Source organism: Kitasatospora sp. NPDC015121, from assembly GCF_055562955.1.
This window is the reverse complement of sequence record NZ_JBVHEH010000007.1, coordinates 277,704-299,864: the sequence shown is the minus strand read 5'-3', so window position 1 is coordinate 299,864 and position 22,161 is coordinate 277,704. Positions and strand designations below refer to the sequence as shown.

2 protein-coding genes are annotated in these 22,161 nt (G+C 78.8%); both read left to right on the top strand.

The window, feature by feature from the left end:
- The first annotated feature begins 199 nt into the window (after positions 1–199).
- Entirely contained in the window at positions 200–14,668 is a 14,469-nt protein-coding gene (locus ACZ3J7_RS13050; RefSeq protein ID WP_465619872.1) for an amino acid adenylation domain-containing protein, read from the top strand.
- The gene (locus ACZ3J7_RS13045; RefSeq protein WP_465619870.1) at positions 14,665–22,119 is read left to right on the top strand and encodes an amino acid adenylation domain-containing protein; all 7,455 of its coding nucleotides are present in this window, start codon (positions 14,665–14,667) and stop codon (positions 22,117–22,119) included. The genes ACZ3J7_RS13050 and ACZ3J7_RS13045 overlap by 4 nt, the downstream gene beginning before the upstream one ends.
- Positions 22,120–22,161 lie beyond the last annotated feature (42 nt).

Here is a 22,161-nt window from a genome sequence, read left to right as displayed (position 1 = left end):
CATGGTGGGATTCTCCCCGCCGTGGGCCCGGATTCTCCCGGCGCGGCCCGGAACCGCTTTCCGCGGTTCCGGCGGCAGTCCCTTCCCTTCGGCGGGAATTCACCCGCGGACGCTCCCGGACCGTTCGACCGGCCCGCCCGCGTCCGTGGTGCTCCCCGTTCATCGCTGGAAAACCCCCACGAACCGAGGTGTCGTCGGCATGCCCGAAAACCGTCCCGTCCCGTCCACCGGACCCGCTTCCGAACTGCTGGAACTGACCGCGGCGCAGCAGGGCGTGCGGTACGGCCAGCTGCTCGATCCGGAGAGTCCGAAGTACAACATCGCCGAGTGCTTCGAGATCCGCGGCGGGCTCGACGAGGGGCTGTTCGCGACGGCGGTCGACCGGGTGGTGCACCTGTGCGACAGCCTGAACACGGTGCTGGTGGAGGAGGACGGCCGGGTCCGGCAGCGGGTGGTGCGGCCGGAGGCGCCCAGGCGGCGGCTGCGGCTGGTGGACCTGTCCGGGGCGGCGGACCCGGTGGCGGCGGCGGAGCGGTACATGGCCGCGGACCTGGCCGAGGTGGACGACGTGGCGGCGCCCGCGCACCACCACGCGCTGCTGCGGCTGGGGCCGGAGCTGCACTACTGGTACGTCCGCTTCCACCACATCGCGATGGACGGGCTGAGCGGCGCGCTGGTCGCCCGGGCGACCGCCGAGCTGTACACCCGCCTGGTGGGCGGGGCGGACCCGGAGGAGGCGGCGGTGGCGCCGGGCGGGCCGCTGGGCGCGCTGGTCGCGGACGAGGCGGCCTACCGGGCGTCGGAGCGGTTCGCGGCGGACCGGGCGTACTGGGTGGGCCGGTTCGCCGACCGGGCGGACGGGAGCGGGGCGGGGCTGCTGCGGCGGCGCACCGACCTGGCCCCGGGCGGGGCGGGCGCCCCCGGGCCGGAGCGCTCGGGGGCGGGGGCGCTGCACACCGGCGGGACGCTGGCGCTGCCGGTCTTCGACGGGCTGCGGCGGCTGGCGGCGGAGAGCCGCACCACCTGGAGCGCCGTCCTGGTGGCGGCGGTGGCGGCGTACGCGGCGCGGGTCTCGGGCCGGTCCGAGGTGTGCGTGGGGCTGGCCTCGCACGGGCGGCCGGGGGCGCTGCGGCAGGCGGTCGGGATGACCGCGACGATCCTGCCGCTGCCGCTGGCGGTCGCGCCGGGCGCGACGGTCGGCGCCCTGGTGCGGGCGGTGGCCGCCGAGATGCGCGGGGCGCTGCGGCACCGGCGCTTCCCGCGCGAGGAGCTGGCCCGGGAGCTGAACCTGGCGGACGGCGGGGCGCGGCTGACCGACCTGGTGGTCAACGTCATGGGCTACGACTACGCGCTGGACTTCGCGGGCAGCCCGGCCGTCTCCCGGGTGCTGTCGGTCGGCCCGGTGGACGACATGTCGCTGTTCGTCTCGGAGCGTTCGGAGGGCACCGGTCCGCTGGTCGGCTTCGACAGCAATCCGGCGCTGTACCACCCCGAGGAGGTCCGGCTGCACCAGCGGGCGGTGCTGGGCTTCCTGGCCGCGTTCGCCGGGGCGGGCGCCGACGCGCCGGTGGACGGGCTGCCGCTGGTCGACCCGGCGCAGGCGCGGGCGCTGCTGGACGGCGGCCGGGGCGCGGCGCTGCCGGGGCCGGCGGCGGGGACGGCGGCGGGCGGCGGGTTGGCGGCGGCGTTCGCCGCGCGGGTGCGCCGGGACCCGGCGGCGCCCGCGGTGCTGGACGGCGGCGCGGTGCTCTCGTACGGGGAGCTGGAGCGGTCTGCGGGCGCGCTGGGCCGGGCGCTGGCCGGGCACGGGGTGGGTCCGGAGGACGGGGTCGGGGTGCTGCTGGGGCGGTCGGCGGCGGTGGTGACGGCCTCGCTGGGCGCGGTGCTGGCGGGGGCGGTGTACGTGCCGATGGACCCGGGGTGGCCGGCCGAGCGGCTGGACCGGGTGGCCGGGGTGGGCCGGGTGCGGGCGCTGGTGGTGGACGAGGAGGGCGCGGCCGGGCCGTGGGTGGCGGGCCTGGGCCTGCCGGTGCTGGTGGTGGACCGGGCGGGCGCCGTGCTGCGCGGCGGGCCGGAGCGGCCGGGCGCGCTGCCGGGGCCGGTGCGCGGCGAGCGGCTGGCGTACACCGTCTTCACCTCGGGTTCGACCGGCCTGCCCAAGGGCGTGGGCGTGACGCACGCGGACGTGCTGGCGCTGGCGGCGGACGCGGCCTGGGCGGACGGCGCGGTGGACGCGGTGCTGATGCACTCGGCGTACGTCTTCGACGCCTCGACGTTCGAGATCTGGGCGCCGCTGCTGAACGGCGGCCGGGTGGTGGTCGCGGAGCCGGGCGTGCTGGACGCGCGGGCGCTGCGGACGGCGGTGGCCCGGGACGGGGTGGGCGCGGTGTTCCTCACCACCGCGCTGTGCAACGAGATCGCCCGCACCGACCCGGCGGCGTTCGCCGGGCTGCGGCTGGTCGCGGCGGGCGGTGAGGCGGCCGCGCCGGACCTGATGCGGCGGATCGCCGAGGCCGCGCCGGGCACCCGGGTGCTGCACGTGTACGGGCCGACCGAGACGACGACCTTCGCGACCCGGTACGAGGTGCGCCCGGACGCGTCCGGGGTGCCGCCGATCGGCCGCGCGCTGGACGGGATGCGGCTGTACGTGCTGGACGCGGCGCTGCGGCCCGTCCCGGCGGGCCTGCCGGGCGAGCTGTACGTGGGCGGCGCGGGCGTGGCCCGCGGCTACCTGGGGCGGCCCGGGCTGACCGCCGGGCGGTTCGTCGCGGACCCGTTCGAGGGCGGCGGCGCCCGGATGTACCGCACCGGCGACGTGGTGCGCTGGACGGCGGGCGGCGACATCGAGTACGTGGGGCGGGCCGACGGGCAGGTCAAGCTGCGCGGCTTCCGGATCGAGCCCGCCGAGGTGGAGAACGCGCTGCTGGCCCGCGCCGACGTGCACGACGCGCGGGTGCTGGTGCGCGAGGACGTGCCCGGCAACCCCCGGCTGGTCGCGTACGTGGTGCCCGCGCCGGGCGCGCGGCCGGACGGGCCGGGGCTGGCCCGCGCGCTCGGCCGGGTGCTGCCCGCGTACACGGTGCCGGGCGCGTTCGTCCTGCTGGACGCGCTGCCGCTGAACGCCAACGGCAAGGTGGACCGGGCGGCGCTGCCCGCGCCCGCGCTCCCCGCCTCGGCCCGGACCGCGCCGCGCACCGCGCGCGAGGAGGTGCTGGCGGGCCTGTTCGCCGAGGTGCTGGGCCTGGACCGGGTCGGCGTCGACGACGACTTCTTCGCCCTCGGCGGCCACTCGCTGCTCGCCACCCGGCTGGCCGCCCGGATCCGCACCGCGCTCGGCGCGGAGCTCGGCCTGCGCGAGGTCTTCGCCCACCCGACGGTCGCCGCGCTGGCCGCGGCGCTCGGCGACGGCGGCGCTGACGGCGACGGCGGTGACGGCGGCCGGCCCGCGCTGGTCGCGGCGGAGAGACCCGACCCGCTGCCGCTGTCGTACGCGCAGCAGCGCCTGTGGTTCCTCAACCGGGCGGCGGGCGCGGGCGACGACGTCTACAACGTCCCGCTCGTGCTGGCGCTGGACGGCCCGCTGGACGAGGCGGCGCTGCGCCTGGCCCTGGCCGACGTGCTGGCCCGCCACGAGAGCCTGCGCACGGTCCTCCCCGAGCGGGACGGCCGGCCCCGGCAGGTGGTCCTGGAGCCGGCCGCGGCGGCCGCGCTGGTGCCGCTGGAGGTCACCGCTCCCCCGGCGGGCGGGTTCGCCGGCGGGCAGGACGCGGAGCCCGCCGGGGCGGGGCGGGGGAAGCCCGCGGACGGGCCCGGGGCGGAGCCGGAGGCCTGGGTGGCCGGGGAGGTGGCGCGGCTGGCGGGGGCGCCGTTCGACCTGGCGGTCGACCTGCCGGTGCGGGCGCGGCTGCTGCGGGTGGGGCCGGAGCGGCACGTGCTGGTGCTGGTGCTGCACCACGTGGGGGCGGACGGCTGGTCGCTGGCGCCGCTGTGCCGGGACCTGGGGGCGGCGTACCGGGCCCGGGTGGCCGGCGGCGGGGAGCCGGACTGGCCGCGCCTGCGGGTGCAGTACGCGGACTACGCGCTGTGGCAGCGGCGGCTGCTCGGCGCGCAGGACGGTCCGACGGGTCCGGCGGTGCGGCAACTCGCCTTCTGGGAGGAGGCGTTGGCCGGGCTGCCGGGGCCGGTCGCGCTGCCGTGGGACCGGCCGCGTCCGGCGGTGCCCGGGCACCGGGGCGGGGCGGTGCCGTTCGAGCTGGACGCCGGGACGTACGGGCGGTTGGTGCGGCTGGCCCGGGAGTGCGGGTGCACGCCGTTCATGGTGCTGCACGCGGCGCTGGCGGTGACGCTGCACGCGCACGGCGCGGGCACCGACGTCCCGGTGGGGACGGCGGTGGCCGGGCGGACGGAGGAGGCGCTGGACGAGCTGGTGGGGTTCTTCGTCAACACCGTGGTGCTGCGCGCGGACCTCTCCGGGAACCCGGGCTTCCGTGAACTGGTGCGCCGGGTCGCCGCGTTCGACCTGGCCGCGTTCGAGAACGCCGACCTGCCGTTCGAGCGGCTGGTGGAGGCCCTCAACCCGGACCGGTCCGGCGGCCACCACCCGCTGTTCCAGACCATGCTGGTGCTGCAGAACCAGCGCCCGGCCGTGCTCGACCTGCCGGGCGTCGCGGTGCGGGACCTGTCGGGGCCGCCGGCCACCAGCAAGTTCGACCTGACGTTCTCGCTCGTCGAGGTGGACGAGGTGGACGCGGTGGACGCCGCGGACGCGGCAGGCGCGGCGGACGGGGCCGGCGGGCCCCGGCTGGGCGGGCACCTGGAATACGCCGCCGAGCTGTTCGAGCCGGCGACGGCGCGGGCGCTCGCGGACCGGTTCGCCCGGGTCCTGGCCCTGGTCGCGGACGACCCGGAGCTGACCGTCGGGGCGGTGGACCCGCTGACGGCGGAGGAGCGGGCCGGGGCCTTGGCGCGCGGCCGGGGCGCGGCGCGTCCGCTGCCGGAGCTGGACGTGCCGGCGACGGTCGCCGCGTGGGCCGCCCGCACGCCGGACGCTCCCGCCGTGCGCGACGCCCGCACCCGGCTGACGTACGCCGAGCTGGACGCCCGGGCCGACGCGCTGGCGGGCGTGCTGCGCGGGCGCGGGGTCGGCGCGGGCGCGCTGGTGGCGCTGGCCGCCGAGCCGTCGGTGCGGACGGTGGTCGCGATGCTGGCGGTGCTGCGGGCGGGCGCGGCGTACCTGCCGGTCGACCCGGGCTACCCGGCGGCGCGGATCCGGCAGATGCTGGACGACGCGCGGCCCGCGCTGCTGCTCGCGGACGCGGACGGGCCGGCCGACCTGGCGGCGGCGGGGGCGGTGCCCCGGCTGTCGCTGGACGAGCCGCTGCCGGTCCCGGCGCCGGGCGGGGAGGCCGGGCCGCTCGACCCGGCGGCCGCCGCGTACGTGATCTACACCTCGGGGTCGACCGGCCGTCCCAAGGGCGTGGTCGTGCCGCACCTGGCGCTGGCCAGCCACATGGCGTGGATGGCCGGGCACCTGGAACTGACGCCGGACGACCGGGTGCTGGCCCGCACCTCCACCAGCTTCGACGCCTCGGTGTGGGAGCTGTGGCTGCCGCTGACCTGCGGCGCCGAGGTCTGCGTGACCCCGGCGGGGGCCAACCGGGAGCCGCGCGAACTGCTCGACTGGATGCGCCGCTTCGACGTGACGGTGGCCCAGTTCGTGCCCTCGCACCTGGCGCTGGTCCTCGCCGAGGGCGGTCCGGACGCCGCGCCGGCGGGCGACCGCGCCGAGGCCCGGCCGGCGGCGCCGGCCTCCGGGCTGCGGGCGGTGCTGTGCGGCGGCGAGGCGCTGCCGTCCGGGTTGGCGGCGGCGGTGGCGCGGCGCTGGGGCGTCGCGGTGCACAACCTGTACGGGCCGACGGAGGCCACCATCGACGCGACGGCGCACCGGAGCACCGGGGCGGAGCCGGTGGCGTCCGGCGGGTCGGTGCCGATCGGGCGGCCGGTGGACGGGATGCGGGCGTACGTGCTGGACGGGGCGCTGCGGCCGGTGCCGGTGGGGGTGGTGGGCGAGCTGTACCTGTCGGGGCCGAACCTGGCGCGCGGCTACCTGCACCGGCCGGGGCTGACGGCGGAGCGGTTCGTCGCGGATCCGTTCGAGGGCGGCGGGGCGCGGATGTACCGCACCGGTGACCTGGTGCGGTGGTCGGCGGACGGGCTGCTGCACCACGTCGCGCGCGCGGACGAGCAGGTGAAGCTGCGCGGGTTCCGGGTGGAGCCGGGCGAGGTGGCGGCAGCGCTGGCCGCGCTGGACGGGGTGTCGGCGGCCTGCGCGGTGGTGCGCGAGGACGTGCCGGGGCGGGCCCGGCTGGTGGGGTACGCGGTGGGGGCGGGGGTGTCGGGCCCGGCGCTGCGGGAGGCGTTGGCGGGCGTGCTGCCGGGGCACCTGGTGCCGGCGGCGGTGGTGGTGCTGGCGGCGCTGCCGCTGCTGCCGAACGGGAAGGTGGACCGGTCGGCGCTGCCCGCGCCACGGGAGGAGCGGGCGCGGGACGGGGGCCGGGGTCCGCGCGGGGCGCGGGAGGAGCTGGTCGCGGGGGTCTTCGCGGAGGTGCTGGAGCGTCCGGTGGTCGGGCCCGAGGAGGGGTTCTTCGAGCTGGGCGGGCACTCGCTGCTGGCGATGCGGGTGGTGGGCCGGCTGCGGGCGGTGCTGGGGGCGGAGCTCTCGGTGCGGACGCTGTTCGACCACCCGACGGCGGCGGCGCTGGCCCGGGTGCTGGATCCGGCGGCGGCGCGGCGGCCGGCGGTGGTGGCGGCGCGGCGGCCGGATCCGGTGCCGCTGTCGTTCGCGCAGGGGCGGCTGTGGTTCCTGAACCGGATGGAGGGTCCGGGGTCGGTCTACAACCTGCCGCTGGTGCTGGAGTTGCGCGGCGCGCTGGACGCCGGGGCGCTGTGCGGGGCGCTGCTGGACGTGGTGGAGCGGCACGAGTCGCTGCGCACGGTGTTCCCGGAGGCCGGGGGCGTGCCGTACCAGCGGGTGCTGGCGGCGGCGGAGGCGGCGCCGCGTCCGGTGGTGGAGGGGGTGGCGCCGAAGGACCTGGAGGGGGCGGTGCTGGCGGCGGTCGCCGAGCCGTTCGACGTGCTGGTGGACCCGCCGTTGCGGGCCCGGCTGCTGCGGGCGGCGCCGGAGCACCACGTGCTGGTGCTGGTGCTGCACCACATCGCGGGCGACGGCTGGTCGCTGGGCCCGCTGGTGCGGGACCTGGGCGCGGCGTACCGGGCCCGGCTGGAGGGCCGGCCGGCGCCGGGCGGGCCGGGGTTGCAGTACGCGGACTACGCGCTGTGGCAGCGGGAGCTGCTGCGTCCGGACGGGGAGCTGCTGCGGGAGCAGCTGGCCTTCTGGCGGGGCGCGTTGGCGGGTCTGCCGGGGCTGGTGGAGCTGCCGTGGGACCGGGCGCGGCCGGCGGTGGCGGATCCGCGCGGCGCGGTGGTGGAGTTCGAGCTGTCGGCGGGGGCGCACGCGGCGCTGCTGGGGGTGGCCCGGTCGGCGGGCAGCACGCTGTTCATGGTGCTGCGGGCGGCGGTGGCGGTGCTGCTGCACCGGCACGGCGCCGGGGAGGACGTGCCGCTGGGGGCGCCGGTGGCGGGGCGGACGGATCCGGGGCTGGAGGAGCTGGTCGGGTTCTTCGTGAACACGCTGGTGCTGCGCACCGACCTGTCGGGCGATCCGACGTTCCGTGAACTGCTGGGGAGGGTGCGGGAGTTCGACCTGGCGGCGTACGCGCACCAGGACGTGCCGTTCGAGCGGCTGGTGGAGGAGCTGAACCCGGTGCGGGCCCGCGACCACCACCCGCTGGTGCAGACCCTGGTGGTGCTGCAGAACCAGCGGACGGCCCGGGCGGAGCTGCCGGGGCTGGCGGTGGAGCAGCGGCTGGTGCACAACGGCCTGAGCAAGTTCGACCTGACCTTCGCGTTCTCCGAGGAGGAGGGCGGGGGCCTGGCGGCGGGGCTGGAGTACGCGACGGCGCTGTTCGACCGGTCGACCGCCGAGGCGTTGGCGGCGCGGCTGGTGCGGCTGCTGGAGGCGGTGGCGGCGGAGCCGGACCGGCGGCTGTCGGGGTACGACCTGCTGACGGCCGAGGAGCACCGGCGGATCGCGCGCTGGGGCACCGCCCGGGCGCTGCCGTCCGGGGCGGCCGAGGAGGCGACGCTGCCCGCGCTGTTCGCCCGCCGGGTGCGCTCCGCGCCGGGCGCGGTGGCGGTGGTGGACGGCGAGGCGGCCCTGTCGTACGCCGAACTGGACGCGCTGTCGGCCGGGTTGGCGGCGGTGCTGGCCGGGCACGGGGTGGGCCCGGAGGACCGGGTCGGGGTGCTGCTGGGCCGGTCGGCGGCGCAGGTGGTGGCCTCGCTGGGCGCGGTGCGGGCGGCGGCGGCGTACGTGCCGCTGGACGCGCGCTGGCCCGCCGAGCGGCTGGACCGGGTCGCGGCGGTGGCGGCCCCGCGCCTGCTGGTGGTGGACGAGGAGGGCGCGGCCGAGCCGTGGGTGGCGGGCCTGGGCCTGCCGCTGGTGGTGCTGGACCGCCTCGGCGGGGTGCTGCGCGGCGTGCCGGAGCGGCCGGAGCGGCCGCGCGCGGTGCCGGGCCCGGCGGCGCTGGCGTACGTGATGTTCACCTCGGGTTCGACCGGCCTGCCCAAGGGCGTGGGCGTGACGCACGCGGACGTGGCGGCGCTGGCGGCGGACGCGGCCTGGGCGGACGGCGCGGTGGACGCGGTGCTGATGCACTCCGCGTACGTCTTCGACGCCTCGACGTTCGAGATCTGGGCGCCGCTGCTGAACGGCGGCCGGGTGGTGGTCGCGCCGGGCGGGCTGCTGGAGGCCCGGGGGCTGGACGTGGCGGTGCAGGAGCGGGGCGTGACGGCGGTGTTCCTGACCACGGCGCTGTTCAACGTGGTCGCGGAGACCGATCCGGGCGTGTTCGCGGGCCTGCGGGTGGTGTGCGCGGGCGGCGAGCTGGCCTCGCCGGACGCGATGCAGCGGGTGGCGGCGACGGCGCCGGACACCCGGGTGCTGCACGTGTACGGGCCGACCGAGACGACGACGTTCGCGACCCGGCACGCGGTGCGGCCGGAGGCGGCGGGGCCGCCGCCGATCGGCCGGCCGCTGGACGGGATGCGGCTGCACGTGCTGGACGGGGCGCTGAACCCGGTGGCGCCGGGCGTGGTGGGCGAGCTGTACCTGGCGGGCCGGGGCGTGGCGCGCGGCTACCTGGGGCGGCCGGGCGCGACGGCGGACCGCTTCGTGGCGGACCCGTTCGCGGCGGACGGGAGCCGGATGTACCGCACCGGCGACCTGGTGCGGTGGACGGCGGACGGCGAGGTGGCGTACGTGGCGCGGGCCGACGGGCAGGTGAAGCTGCGCGGCTACCGGGTCGAGCCGGGCGAGATCGAGGGCGTGCTGGCGGGCCTGCCGGAGGTCGCGGACGCGTTCGTGCTGGTGCGCGAGGACGTGCCGGGCGACCGGCGGCTGGTGGCGTACGTGGTGCCGGCGGCGGGAGCGCGGCCGGAGCCGGCCGAGCTGCTGGCCGCGGTGGGCCGGGTGCTGCCCGGGTACATGGTGCCGGCGGCGGCGGTGGTGCTGGCGGCGCTGCCGCTGAACCCGAACGGGAAGGTGGACCGGGCGGCGCTGCCCGCGCCGGAGCAGCGGGCGCCCCGGCGCGGGCGGGCGCCGCGCACGGCCCGCGAGGAGCTGGTCTGCGGCCTGTTCGCGGACCTGCTGGGCCGGGCGTCGGTGGGCGCGGACGACGACTTCTTCGCGCTGGGCGGGCACTCGCTGCTGGCCACCCGGCTGGCGGCCCGGCTGCGCGCGGCGCTGGACGTGGACGCCGAGGTGCGCACCGTCTTCGAGCACCCGACGCCGGCCCGGCTGGCGGCGGCGCTGGACGGCGCCGGGGCGTCCCGGCCCGCGCTGGTGCGGGCGCGGCGGCGGCCGGCGGAGCTGCCGCTGTCGTACGCGCAGCAGCGGCTGTGGTTCCTGCACCGCTTCGAGGGGCCGAGCCCGACGTACAACGTGCCGCTGGTGCTGCGGCTGGACGGGCCGCTGGACGCGCTCGCGCTGGAGCGGGCGCTGCGGGACGTGGTGGAGCGGCACGAGTCGCTGCGCACGGTCTTCCCCGAGTCCGGGGGCGTGCCGCGCCAGGTGGTGCTGGACGCGGCGGGCGCGGACCTGGACCTGGCGCCGCGGGACGTCGACCCGCGGCGGCTGGACGAGGTGCTGACGGCCGAGACGGCGTACGCCTTCGACGTGGCGGTGGAGCGCCCGGTGCGGGCCCGGCTGCTGCGGACGGCGCCGGAGCACCACGTGCTGGTGCTGCTGGTGCACCACATCGCGGGTGACGGCTGGTCGCTGGCGCCGCTGGCCCGGGAGCTGGGCGAGGCGTACCGGGCCCGGTCGGCGGGGCGGGCGCCGGAGTGGGACGCGCTGCCGGTGCAGTACGCGGACTACACGCTGTGGCAGCGCGGCCTGCTCGGCGAGGAGGCCGATCCGGCGAGCCTGGCGGCGCGTCAGCTCGCTTACTGGCAGGAGGCGTTGGAGGGCCTGCCGGACGTGCTGGAGCTGCCCGCGGACCGGCCCCGGCCGGCCTCGGCCTCGCACCGGGGCGAGGCGTTCGACTTCCCCGTGGACGAGGACACCCACCGGGCGCTGGACGCGCTGGCCCGGGCCCGGGGGTGCAGCCTGTTCATGGTGCTGCAGGCGGCGCTGGCGGTGCTGCTGCGGGCGCACGGCGGCGGGGAGGACGTCGCGCTGGGCACGCCGGTGGCGGGCCGCACCGACGAGGCGCTGGACGACCTGGTCGGCTTCTTCGTCAACACGCTGGTGCTGCGCACCGACCTGTCCGGCGACCCGACCTTCGAGGAGGTCCTGGACCGCGTCCGGGAGTTCGACCTGGCGGCGTACGCCCACCAGGACGTGCCGTTCGAGCGGCTGGTGGACGCGCTGGAGCCGGAGCGGACCGAGAGCCGCCACCCGCTGTTCCAGGTCATGCTGGTGCTGCAGAACAACGCGGACGCCGAACTCGACCTGCCGGGCCTGGCGGTGGCGCGGCAGCCGGTGCGCACCGGCGTCAGCAAGTTCGACCTGACCTTCTCCTTCGCCGAGCGGCGCGACGACCGGGGCCGGCCGCGCGGGCTGGAGGGGACGCTGGAGTTCGCCACCGACCTGTTCGAGGCGGCGACCGCCCGGGCGCTGGCGGACCGGCTGGTGCGGCTGCTGGGCGTGCTGGCCGCCGATCCGGCGCGGCGGGTGCGGGCGGTGGAGGTGCTGGACGGCGCGGAGCGGGCCGCGCTGGCGGTCGCCGCGCGCGGGCCGGTGCGGGGCGCGGGCGCCGGGCTCTCGGTGCCGGCGGCGTTCCGCGCCCAGTGCGCGCGCACGCCGGACGCCGTCGCCGTGCTGGACGGCGCGGACGGCGCGCGGAGCCTGACCTTCGCGCAGCTGGACGCCCGCTCCGACGCGGCGGCCCGGCTGCTGCGCGGGCGCGGCGTCGGCCGGGGCGACGTGGTCGCGCTGGCCCTGCCGGGCACGGTCGAGCAGGTGGTCGCGATGCTGGCGGTCGCCAAGGCGGGCGCGGCCTGGCTGCCGCTGGACCCGCGCTACCCGGCGGCCCGGCTGCGCTTCGCGGTCGAGGACGCCCGGCCGGTGCTGCTGGTGACGGCGGCGGCGTTCCGCGCCGAGCTGCCCGAACTGCCGGTGCCGGTGCTGGTGCTGGACGCCGAGGCGCTCGCGGACCCGTCGGGGCCGCCGTCGTCCGAGCTGCCGGAGCCGGGGCCGCTGGACGCCGCGTACGTGATCCACACCTCGGGTTCCACCGGCCGTCCCAAGGGCGTGCTGGTGCCGCACGGCGCGCTGGTCAACCACATGGCCTGGATGGCCGGGTACCTGGAACTGACCGGCGACGACCGGGTGCTGGCCCGCACCTCGCCGAGCTTCGACGCCTCGGTGTGGGAGACCTGGCTGCCGCTGCTGCACGGCGGCGCGACCTGCCCGGTGCCGCCGGAGCTGGACCACGACCCGGCGGGGCTGCTCGCCCGGATCCGCGGACTCGGCGTGACGCTGGCCCAGTTCGTGCCCTCGCTGCTGAACCTGGTGCTCGGCGAGACGGCCGGCCGGGAGCGGCCGCCGACCGCGCTGCGGGCAGTGCTGTGCGGCGGCGAGCCGCTGACCGCCGCGCTGGCCGGGCAGGCGCGCCGGGCCTGGGGCGTCGAGGTGCACAACCTGTACGGGCCGACCGAGGCCACCATCGACGCCAGCGCGCACCGCTGGCGCCCGGCGGCCGACGGGCCGGGCGGCGTGCCGCTGGGCACCCCGGTAGACCACACCTCGGCGTACGTCCTGGACGAGGACCTGCGCCCCGTCCCGCCGAACGTGCCGGGCGAGCTGTACCTCGCCGGGGCCGGCCTGGCCCGCGGCTACCTGGGTCGGCCGGGCCTGACCGCCGAACGCTTCGTGGCCTGCCCGTTCGGCGCCCCCGGCGAGCGGATGTACCGCACCGGCGACCTGGCCAGGCTGGGCGCGGACGGACTGCTGCGCTACGCGGGCCGGGCCGACGACCAGGTCAAGCTGCACGGCCTGCGGATCGAGCCCGGCGAGGTCGAGGCGGCGCTGACCGCCCTGGACGGGGTCGGCGCGGCCTGCGTGCTGGTGCGCGGCGGACGGCTGGTGGCCTACCTGGTGCCGGCGCCGGACGCCGGAGAGCCGCCCGCGGACGCCGGGCTGCGGGCCCGGCTGGCGGCGGCGCTGCCGCCCTCGCTGGTGCCCTCGGCGTTCGTCCGGCTGGCGGCGCTGCCGCTGCTGCCCAACGGGAAGACCGACCGGCGGGCGCTGCCCGACCCGGTGCTGCCGGAACGGTCGGCGGGCGGCGGCGGGCGGGAGCTGACGGCGCGCGAACGGGTGCTGTGCGAGGTGTTCGCGGCGGTGCTGCGGGTGCCGGAGGTCCATCCCGACGACGACTTCTTCGCGCTGGGCGGCGACAGCATCCTCTCCATCCAGCTGGTCAGCCGGGCCCGGGAGGCGGGCCTGCGGATCACCCCGCGCGAGGTCTTCCTGCACCGCACCCCGGAGGCGGTGGCGGCGGTCGCCGCGTCCGCCGCCGAGGACGGCCCGGCCCCGGCCCCGGCCGAGGACGGCACGGGGACGATGCCGCCGACCCCGATCGCGGCCTGGTTCCTGGAGCGCCCGGGCCCCACCGACGGCTACCACCAGTCCGCCGTGCTGCGCACCCCGGCGGACGCCGACGAGCGCCGGCTGGCGGCCGCCCTGCGACTCCTGGTCGACCACCACGACGCGCTGCGGATGCGGGTCGTCCGCCCGACGGCCGACCCGGCGGACGGCGGCGGTGCGCTGTTGGAGGTACTGCCGTCCGGGGCGGTGCCGGTCGCGGAGCGGCTGGAGCGGGTGGACGTCGCGGGGCTGGGCGAGGAGCAGGTGCGGGCGGTGCTGGCCGCGGCCGGCGAGCGGGCCCGGGGGCGGTTGCGGCCGGCGGCGGGCCGGGTGTTCGAGGCGGTGTGGTGCGACGCGGGGCCGGGGGCGCGCGGGCGGCTGCTGCTGCTGGTGCACCACCTGGCGGTGGACGCGGTGTCCTGGCGGATCCTGGTCGAGGACCTGGTGACGGCCTGGCGCGCGGTCTCGGCGGGGACGGCGGCCGCGCTGCCGCCGGTCGGGACGTCGTACCGGTCCTGGGCGCGGCTGCTGGCCGCGCAGGGCGCGGGCGGCGTCCGGGCGGCCGAGCTGCCGCTGTGGGAGGCCGCGACGGCCCGGCGGCCGGACGGCCCGGCGCTGGACCCGTCCCGGGACACGGCGGGGCGGACGCGGACGCTGACGACCCGTCCGGCGGCCGGGTGCGTGCGGGCGTTGCTGACCACGGCGCCGCAGGCGTTCCACGCCGGGGTGGACGACGTGCTGCTGACGGCGCTCGCGCTGGCGGTGCGCTCGCGGCGCTTCGAGGCCGCGGACGGGCCGGGCGGGGTCCTGGTGGGGCTGGAGAGCCACGGGCGCGAGCAGCTCGCCGAGGGCGTCGACCTGTCGCGGACGGTCGGCTGGTTCACCAGCCTGTACCCGGTGCTGCTGGATCCGGGGCCGCTGGATCCGCGCGATCCGGGCCGGTTCGACCCGGGTCTGGTGGACCGGGCGGTGAAGAACGTGAAGGAGCAGTTGCGCGCGGTGCCGGACCGGGGCGTGGGGTACGGGGTGCTGCGGCACCTGGACCCGGCGGGCCGGGAGCGGCTGGCGGGCGGGGCGGGGCCCCGGCTCGGCTTCAACTACCTGGGCCGCTACCCGGCGCCCGGCGCGGGCCCGGCGGACTGGGAGGTGCTGCCGGAGGGCGGCGCCCCGGCCCCGGCCGACCCGGGGATGCCGGTGCACCACGTGCTGGACGTCAACGCGCACACCGAGGACGGGCCGGACGGTCCGCGCCTGCTGGTGCGCTGGACGTGGGCCGCCGACCTGCTGGCCGAGGCGGACGTGGCCGCGCTCGCCGAGGCCTTCGACCGGGCGCTGCGCGCGATCGCGGAGCACTCCGCGCAGCCCGACGCGGGCGGCTGGACGCCGTCCGACCTCCCCCTGGTCTCCCTGGACCAGGCCCAGCTCGACCGACTGAAGAACAAGTGGGGTGGACGCGCATGACCGGGTTCCAGTTGGAGGACGTACTGCCGCTGACGCCGTTGCAGGCGGGCATGCTCTTCCACGCGCTGTACGACTCCGCGGGGGTGGACGTCTACACCTCGCAGTTCGTCCTCGACCTGGAGGGCGCGGTGGACGAGGAGGCGCTGCGGGCGGCGCTGGCGGCGCTGCTGCGGCGGCACGCCAACCTGCGGGTGGGGTTCCTGCACGAGGACCTGGACCAGCCGGTGCAGGCGGTGGCCGCCGAGGTGCCGGTGCCGCTGACCGTGCGGGACCTGGCGGACGGCGGCGGTGACCCGGAGGAGCGGCTGCGGGTGTTCCTGGCGGCGGACCGGGTGTGCCGCTTCGACCTGGACCGGCCGCCGCTGCTGCGCTGCGCGCTGCTGCGCACCGGGGCGGACCGGCACCGGCTGGTGCTGACCGCGCACCACCTGCTGCTGGACGGCTGGTCGGTGCCGCTGCTGCTGCGCGAGCTGTTCGAGCTGTACGCGCGGCGGGGCGACGCGTCCGGGCTGCCCCGGGTGGCGCCGTACCGCTCGTACTTGGCCTGGCTGGCCGGCCAGGACCGGGAGGCGGCGCTGGCGGCGTGGCGGACGGCGCTGGCGGGGGTGGAGGGGCCGACGCTGCTGGCGGGCCGGACGGCGGCGTCGGCGCACGCGGGCGAGCTGCCCGAGGCGGTGGTGCTGGAGCTGGACGAGGCGGTGGCCGGGCGGCTGCGGGCCACCGCCCGGGCGCACGGGCTGACCCCGAACACGCTGGTGCAGGGCGCGTGGGGGCTGCTGCTGGCGCGGCTGACCGGCCGCTCGGACGTGCTGTTCGGGACGACGGTGTCGGGTCGGCCGCCGGAGCTGCCGGGCGTGGAGTCGATGGTCGGCCTGTTCATCAACACGGTGCCGGTCCGGCTGACGGTGCGTCCCGGGGAGAGCGCGGCCGCGCTGCTGGCCCGGCTGCAGGACGGGCAGGGCGCGCTGCTGGGCAGCCAGCACGTGGGGCTGGGCGACGTGCGGGCGGTGACGGGGCTGGACGAACTGTTCGACACCCTGGCGGTGTTCGAGAACTACCCGCTGGACGCGGAGGGGCTGCGGGCGGCCGGGCGGGGGCTGCCGGGCGGGCTGGCGGTGACCGGGATGGCGGGCGCGGACGCGGCGCACTACCCGTTGACGCTGACGGTGGCGCCGGGGCGGACGCTGCGGTTCACCTTCGCCTTCCGCCCGTCGGTGTTCGACCGGGCCGGGGTGGAGCGGATCGCGGCCCGGCTGGAGCGGCTGCTGACCGCGCTGGCCGACGGCCTGGAGGGCCGGGCGGACGCGCTGCCGGTGCTGCTGGACGGCGAGGGCGGGGCGCTGCTGGCCCGGGGCACCGGCGCGCCGCTGCCCGCCGGGGCGGCGGTCGGCGACGTGGCGGCGGCGGTGGCCCGGATCGCGGCCGAACGGCCGGAGGCGACCGCGGTGGCGGGCGCGGGCGAGCACCTGACGTACCGCCGTCTGGTCGCCGCGGCCGAGGACCTGGCGGGGGCGCTGGCCGGCCTGGGTGCGGCGCCGGAGGAGGGCGTGGGCCTGCTGCTGGGCCGGTCGGCGGCGCAGGTGGTGGCGCCGCTGGGGGTGCTGCGGGCGGGGGCGGCGTACGTGCCGCTGGATCCGCGCTGGCCGGCCGAGCGGCTGTCGGCGGTGGCCGCGGCGGCGGCGCCGAGGCTGCTGGTGGTGGACGCGGCGGGCGCCGCGCACCCGTGGGTGCGCGGGCTGGGCCCGGAGGTGCGGGTGCTGGTGGTGGACGGCGCGGGCCGGGTGCGGGCGGGCGGCCCGGCCGCGCCGGGGGCGCTGCCGGGTCCGGCGGACGGGCGGCGGCTGGCGTACGTGATGTTCACCTCGGGCTCGACCGGCCGCCCCAAGGGCGTGGGCGTGACGCACGGCGATGTCGGCGCGCTGGCGGCGGACCGGGCGTGGGACGGGGTGGCCGGGGCGGTGCTGCTGCACTCGGCGTACGTCTTCGACGCGGCGACCTTCGAGCTGTGGGTGCCGCTGCTGAACGGCGGCCGGGTGGTGCTGGCGCCGGAGGGCGTGCTGCAGCCGGCGGCGCTGCGGGCGGCGGTGGAGCGGGACGGGGTGCGGGCGGCGTTCTTGACCACGGCGCTGTTCAACGTGGTGGCCGAGACCGATCCGGGCGCGCTGGGCCTGCTGCGGCTGGTGGCGGCGGGCGGCGAGGCGGCGGCGCCGGGGGTGATGCAGCGGCTGGCGGCGGCGCACCCGGCCACCCGGGTGCTGAACGCGTACGGGCCGACCGAGGCGACCACCTTCGCGCTGCTGCACCGGGTGGGCGCGGCGGACGGGCCGGACGGGGTGCCGCCGGTCGGCGGGCCGCTGGACGGGGTGCGGGCGTACGTGCTGGACGGGGCCCTGCGGCCGGTGCCGCAGGGCGCGGAGGGCGAGCTGTACCTGGCGGGTCCGGGGGTGGCGCGCGGCTACCTGGGGCAGCCGGGGCTGACGGCGGCCCGGTTCGTCGCCGACCCGTTCGGGCCGGCCGGCGGGCGGATGTACCGCACGGGTGACGTGGTGCGCTGGGGGCGGTCGGGCCTGGAGTACGCGGGGCGGGCCGACCAGCAGGTGAAGCTGCGCGGGCACCGGATCGAGCCGGGCGAGGTGGAGGCGGTGCTGCGGGCCCACCCGTCGGTGCGGGCGGCGTGCGTGCTGGTGCGCGAGGACCTGCCGGGCGACCGGGCGCTGGTGGCGTACGTCGTCCCGGCGGCGGGGCGGGTCGCGGAGCCGGGGGCGCTGCTGGCGGAGGCGGCGCGGCGGCTGCCGGCGTTCATGGTCCCCTCGGCGGTGCTGGTGCTGGAGTCGCTGCCGCTGACGGCCAACGGCAAGCTCGACCGGGCGGCGCTGCCCGCGCCGTCGGGCGGGGCCGCCCCGGCGGGGCGGGCGCCGGGCGAGGGCCGGGAGGAGATCCTGGCGGGGCTGTTCGCCGAGGTGCTGGGGGTGGAGCGGGTCGGCGCGGACGACAACTTCTTCGCGCTGGGCGGCAATTCGCTGCTGGCGACGCTGCTGGTGGGCCGGATCCGGTCGGCGCTGGACGCGGAGGCGGAGATCCGCACCCTGTTCGAGCACCCGACCGTGGCGGCGCTGGCGGCCGCGCTGCGGGACGCGGGCCGGCCGGCCCGGCCGGCGCTGCGCCGGGGGGCGCGGCCGGAGCGGGTGCCGCTGTCGCACGCCCAGCGGCGGCTGTGGTTCCTGCACCGGCTGGACGGGCCGTCGGCGACGTACCACATCCCGTTCGCGGTGCGCCTGACCGGCGGGTTGGACGTGGACGCGCTGCGGCTGGCCTGCGCGGACACGGTGGCCCGGCACGCGGCGCTGCGCACGCTCTTCCCGACGGACGGGGACGGGCCGCTGCAGCGGATCGTGGCGCCCGGCGAGGTGCGGGTGCCGTTCGCGGTGGAGGACGTGGAGCCGGGCAAGTGCGCCGACCGGATCGCCGCGACGGTGGCCGACCCGATCGACGTGGAGCGCGAACTGCCGCTGCGGGTGGCCCTGTTGCGGCTGGCGGCGGACGAGCACGTGCTGGTCCTGGTGGTGCACCACATCGCGGCGGACGGCTCCTCGCTGGCGCCGCTCTTCCGCGACCTGGCCGCCGCCTACCGGGCCCGGCTGGCCGGGGCGGCGCCCGGGTGGAGCCCGCCGCCGGTGGACTACGCGGACTACACGCTGTGGCAGCGCGGGCTGCTGGGCGCGGAGGACGACGAGGACGGCGTGCTCGCGCGGCAGTCGGCCTTCTGGCGGGAGGCGCTGGCCGGCCTGCCCGAGCGGGTCGCGCTGCCGGTCGACCGGCCGGGTCCGGCCGACGGCGGGCGGGAGGGCGGACGGGAGGGCGCCACCCACCGCTTCGCGGTCGACGCGGCCACCGCGCGGGCGCTCACCGGGCTGGCCCGGGCGGCCCGCTGCAGCGAGTTCATGGTGCTGCAGGCGGCGCTGGCGCTGCTGCTGTCCCGGCACGGCGCCGGCCGGGACGTGCCGCTGGGCACGGCGGTGGCCGGGCGCACCGACGAGGCGACGGCCGACCTGGTCGGCTTCTTCGTGAACACGCTGGTGCTGCGCACCGACCTGTCGGGCGATCCGACCTTCAGTGAACTGCTGGGCCGGGTCAAGGAGTTCGACCTGGCGGCGTACGCCAACCAGGACGTCCCGTTCGAGCGGCTGGTGGAGCTGCTGAACCCGCCGCGGGCCGCGCACCACCCGCTGTTCCAGACCATGCTGGTGCTGCAGAACCACGTCCCCGCCGCGCCCGCCGAACTGCCGGGCCTGCGGGTCGAGCCGGTGCCGGTGGACCTGGGCGCCAGCAAGTTCGACCTCTCCTTCACCTTCACCGCCGACCCGGACCCGGACGGCGGGCTGCTGGCCACCGTCGACTACGCGACGGCGCTGTTCGACGCCGACACCGTCGCGGCGCTGGCCGAACGGCTGGTGCGGCTGCTGGCGGCGGTCACCGCCGACCCGGGGCTGCCGCTGCACGCGTACGAGGTGCTCTCCCCGGCCGAGCGGGCCCGGCTGGAGCGCTGGGGCACCGGGCCGGCGGCCGGGCCCGGCGCGTCGTTCCCGGCGCTGTTCGCGGCGCGGGCGCGCCGCACGCCGGACGCCCCGGCGGTCCGCGACCCGCACGGGGTGCTGACCTACCGCGAGCTGGACGCCCGGTCCGGGGCGCTGGCCCGGCGGCTGGTGGCGCGCGGCGTCGGACCGGAGGACCGGGTCGCGGTGGCGCTGCCGCGCGACGCCGGGCTGGTGGTGGCGCTGCTGGCGGTGCTGCGGGCGGGCGCGGCGTACCTGCCGCTGGACACCGACTACCCGGCGGCCCGGCTGGCGTACATGCTGGCGGACGCGGCGCCGAGGCTGCTGCTGACCACGCCGGGGGCGCACCGGGGGCTGCCCGCCTCCGGGGTGCCGCACCTGTATCCCGGGGAGCTCGCCGAGGACGTTCCGGCGGCGCTGCCGGACGTCGACCCGGCGCACCCGGCGTACGTGATCTACACCTCGGGGTCGACCGGCCGGCCCAAGGGCGTGGTGGTGACCCACCGGGGCGTGGCGGCGCTGGCGGCGACGCAGCGGGAGCGGCTGCGGGTGACGGAGGACAGCCGGGTGCTGCAGTTGGCGTCGGTGAGTTTCGACGCCGCGTTCTGGGAGCTGTGCATGGCGCTGCTGTCGGGGGCCTGCCTGGAGCTGGACGCCCGGGAGGCGCTGCTGCCGGGCCCGGCGCTGGCCGAGCGGGTGCGGGCGCACGGGATCACCCACCTGACGCTGCCGCCGGCCGCGCTGGCGGTGCTGCCGGCCGACTCGCTGCCGGAGCGGACCACGCTGGTGCTGGCGGGCGAGGCCTGCCCGCCCGCGCTGGCCCGCAGGTGGGCGCGGGGGCGGTACCTGGTCAACGCGTACGGCCCGACCGAGACCACGGTGTGCGCGACGATGAGCGGCTTCCAGAGCGGCGAGGGGCCGCTCGCGCCGGGGCGGACGGTGCCGATCGGCGCCCCGGTCGACGGCACCCGGGTGCGGGTGCTGGACGCCCGGCTGGAGCCCGTCCCGCCGGGCGTGGTGGGCGAGTTGTACGTGTCGGGCGCGGGCCTGGCGCGCGGCTACCTGGGCCGTCCGGGGCTGACCGCCGGGCGCTTCGTCGCCGACCCGGCGGCGGCGGACGGCTCCCGGATGTACCGCACCGGCGACCTGGCCCGCTGGGGGCGGGGCGGGCGGCTGGAGTACGTCGGGCGGGCGGACGAGCAGGTGAAGCTGCGCGGCTTCCGGATCGAGCCGGGCGAGGTGGAGGCGGCGCTGACCGCGCTGCCGGGCGTGGCCGCGGCCTGCGTGCTGGTCCGGGAGGACCGTCCGGGCGACCGCCGGCTGGTGGCGTACACGGTGGGCGGCGGCGGGCCGGAGGAGCTGCGGGCCGGGCTGGCCCGGACGCTGCCGGAGCACCTGGTGCCCACCGCGTTCGTGGCCCTGGCGGCGCTGCCGGTGACGCCCAACGGCAAGGTGGACCGGCGGGCGCTGCCCGCCCCCGGGGGCCCGCGGGCCGCCGGGCGGGCGCCGCGCACCGCGCGGGAGCGGGAGCTGTGCGGGCTGTTCGCCGAGGTGCTGGGCGTGCCGGAGGTCGGGGTCACGGACGACTTCTTCGCGCTCGGCGGGCACTCGCTGCTGGCGGTGACGCTGGCCCAGCGGATCGAGGAGCGCTGCGGGCGGCGGCTGTCGCTGCGGGCGCTGTTCGCGGCGCCGACGGTGGCGGGCGTCGGGCGGCTGCTGGACGAGTCGGGGGCCGCCCCCGCCGAGGAGGTGACCGACTGGGCGGCGGAGGTGCGGCTGGCGGCGGACGTCACGGCGCTGCGCCGGGGCCCGGCCCGCCCCTCCCCCGTGCCGCTGCTGACCGGGGCGTCCGGGTTCCTCGGCGCGTTCCTGCTGCGCGACCTGCTGGAGCGCACCGGCGGGCCGGTCGACTGCCTGGTGCGGGCGTCCGGCCCGGAGGACGGGGCCCGGCGGCTGGAGGAGAACCTGCGCCGGTACGGCCTGTGGCAGGAGCGCTACCGGCCGCTGGTGCGGGCGCTGCCCGGCGACCTGGCCGCGGAGGGCCTGGGCCTGGAGCCGGGCGTCCGGGCGGCGCTGCTGCGCCGGCTCGGGCCGGTGCTGCACAACGGCGCCCGGGTGAACTTCGCGGCCGGCTACCGGGAACTGCGGGCGGCGAACGTCGGCGGCACCGAGGAGCTGCTGCGGCTGCTGGCGGACTCCGGCTCGCCGGGCCTGCACTACGTGTCGACCACCGGCGTCCACCCGCCGGGCGGCGGCCCGGAGCCGGTCACCGAGACCACCCCGGCCGGGCCCGCCGAGAACCTGCCGGACGGGTACGCGCGGAGCAAGTGGGTCGCCGAGGGCCTGGTCGCGCTGGCCCGGCGGCGCGGGCTGCCGGTGGCCGTGCACCGGCCGGGCCGGATCAGCGGCGACACGGCGAGCGGCGCCTGCCAGGACCGCGACCTGCTCTGGCAGTTGGTCAAGGGCTGCCTGCAGGCGGGCGCCGTGCCCGACCTGCCGGCCGGGTCCACCGGCTGGGTGCCGGTGGACTACGTCAGCGCGGCGGTCACCGCCCTGGTGGACGCCCGGATGGAGGGCACCTTCCACCTCACCCACCCCGAACCGCCCGCCCTGGACCGGGTGTTCGCCGTCGCCGAGACCCTCGGCTACCGGCTGCGCACCCTGCCCGCCGAACAGTGGCGGGCCGCCGGCGCGGCCCGCCACGACAACGCCGCGCAGCTCTTCCTCGGCGAGGGCGGCACCCCGTCCGGGACGGCCGAGGCAGGCCGCCGCTTCGACTCCCGCCACACGGCCGGGGTGGTCGCGGAACTGGGCGTGGCGCTGCCCGAGCTGACCGACGAGGTGGTGCTGCGCTACCTGTCCTACTTCCGGCGGACGGGCTTCCTCCCGGAGCCGTAGGCCCGCCCCCGCCCGCCCCGGCGCTCCCGGGCGCTCCCGGGC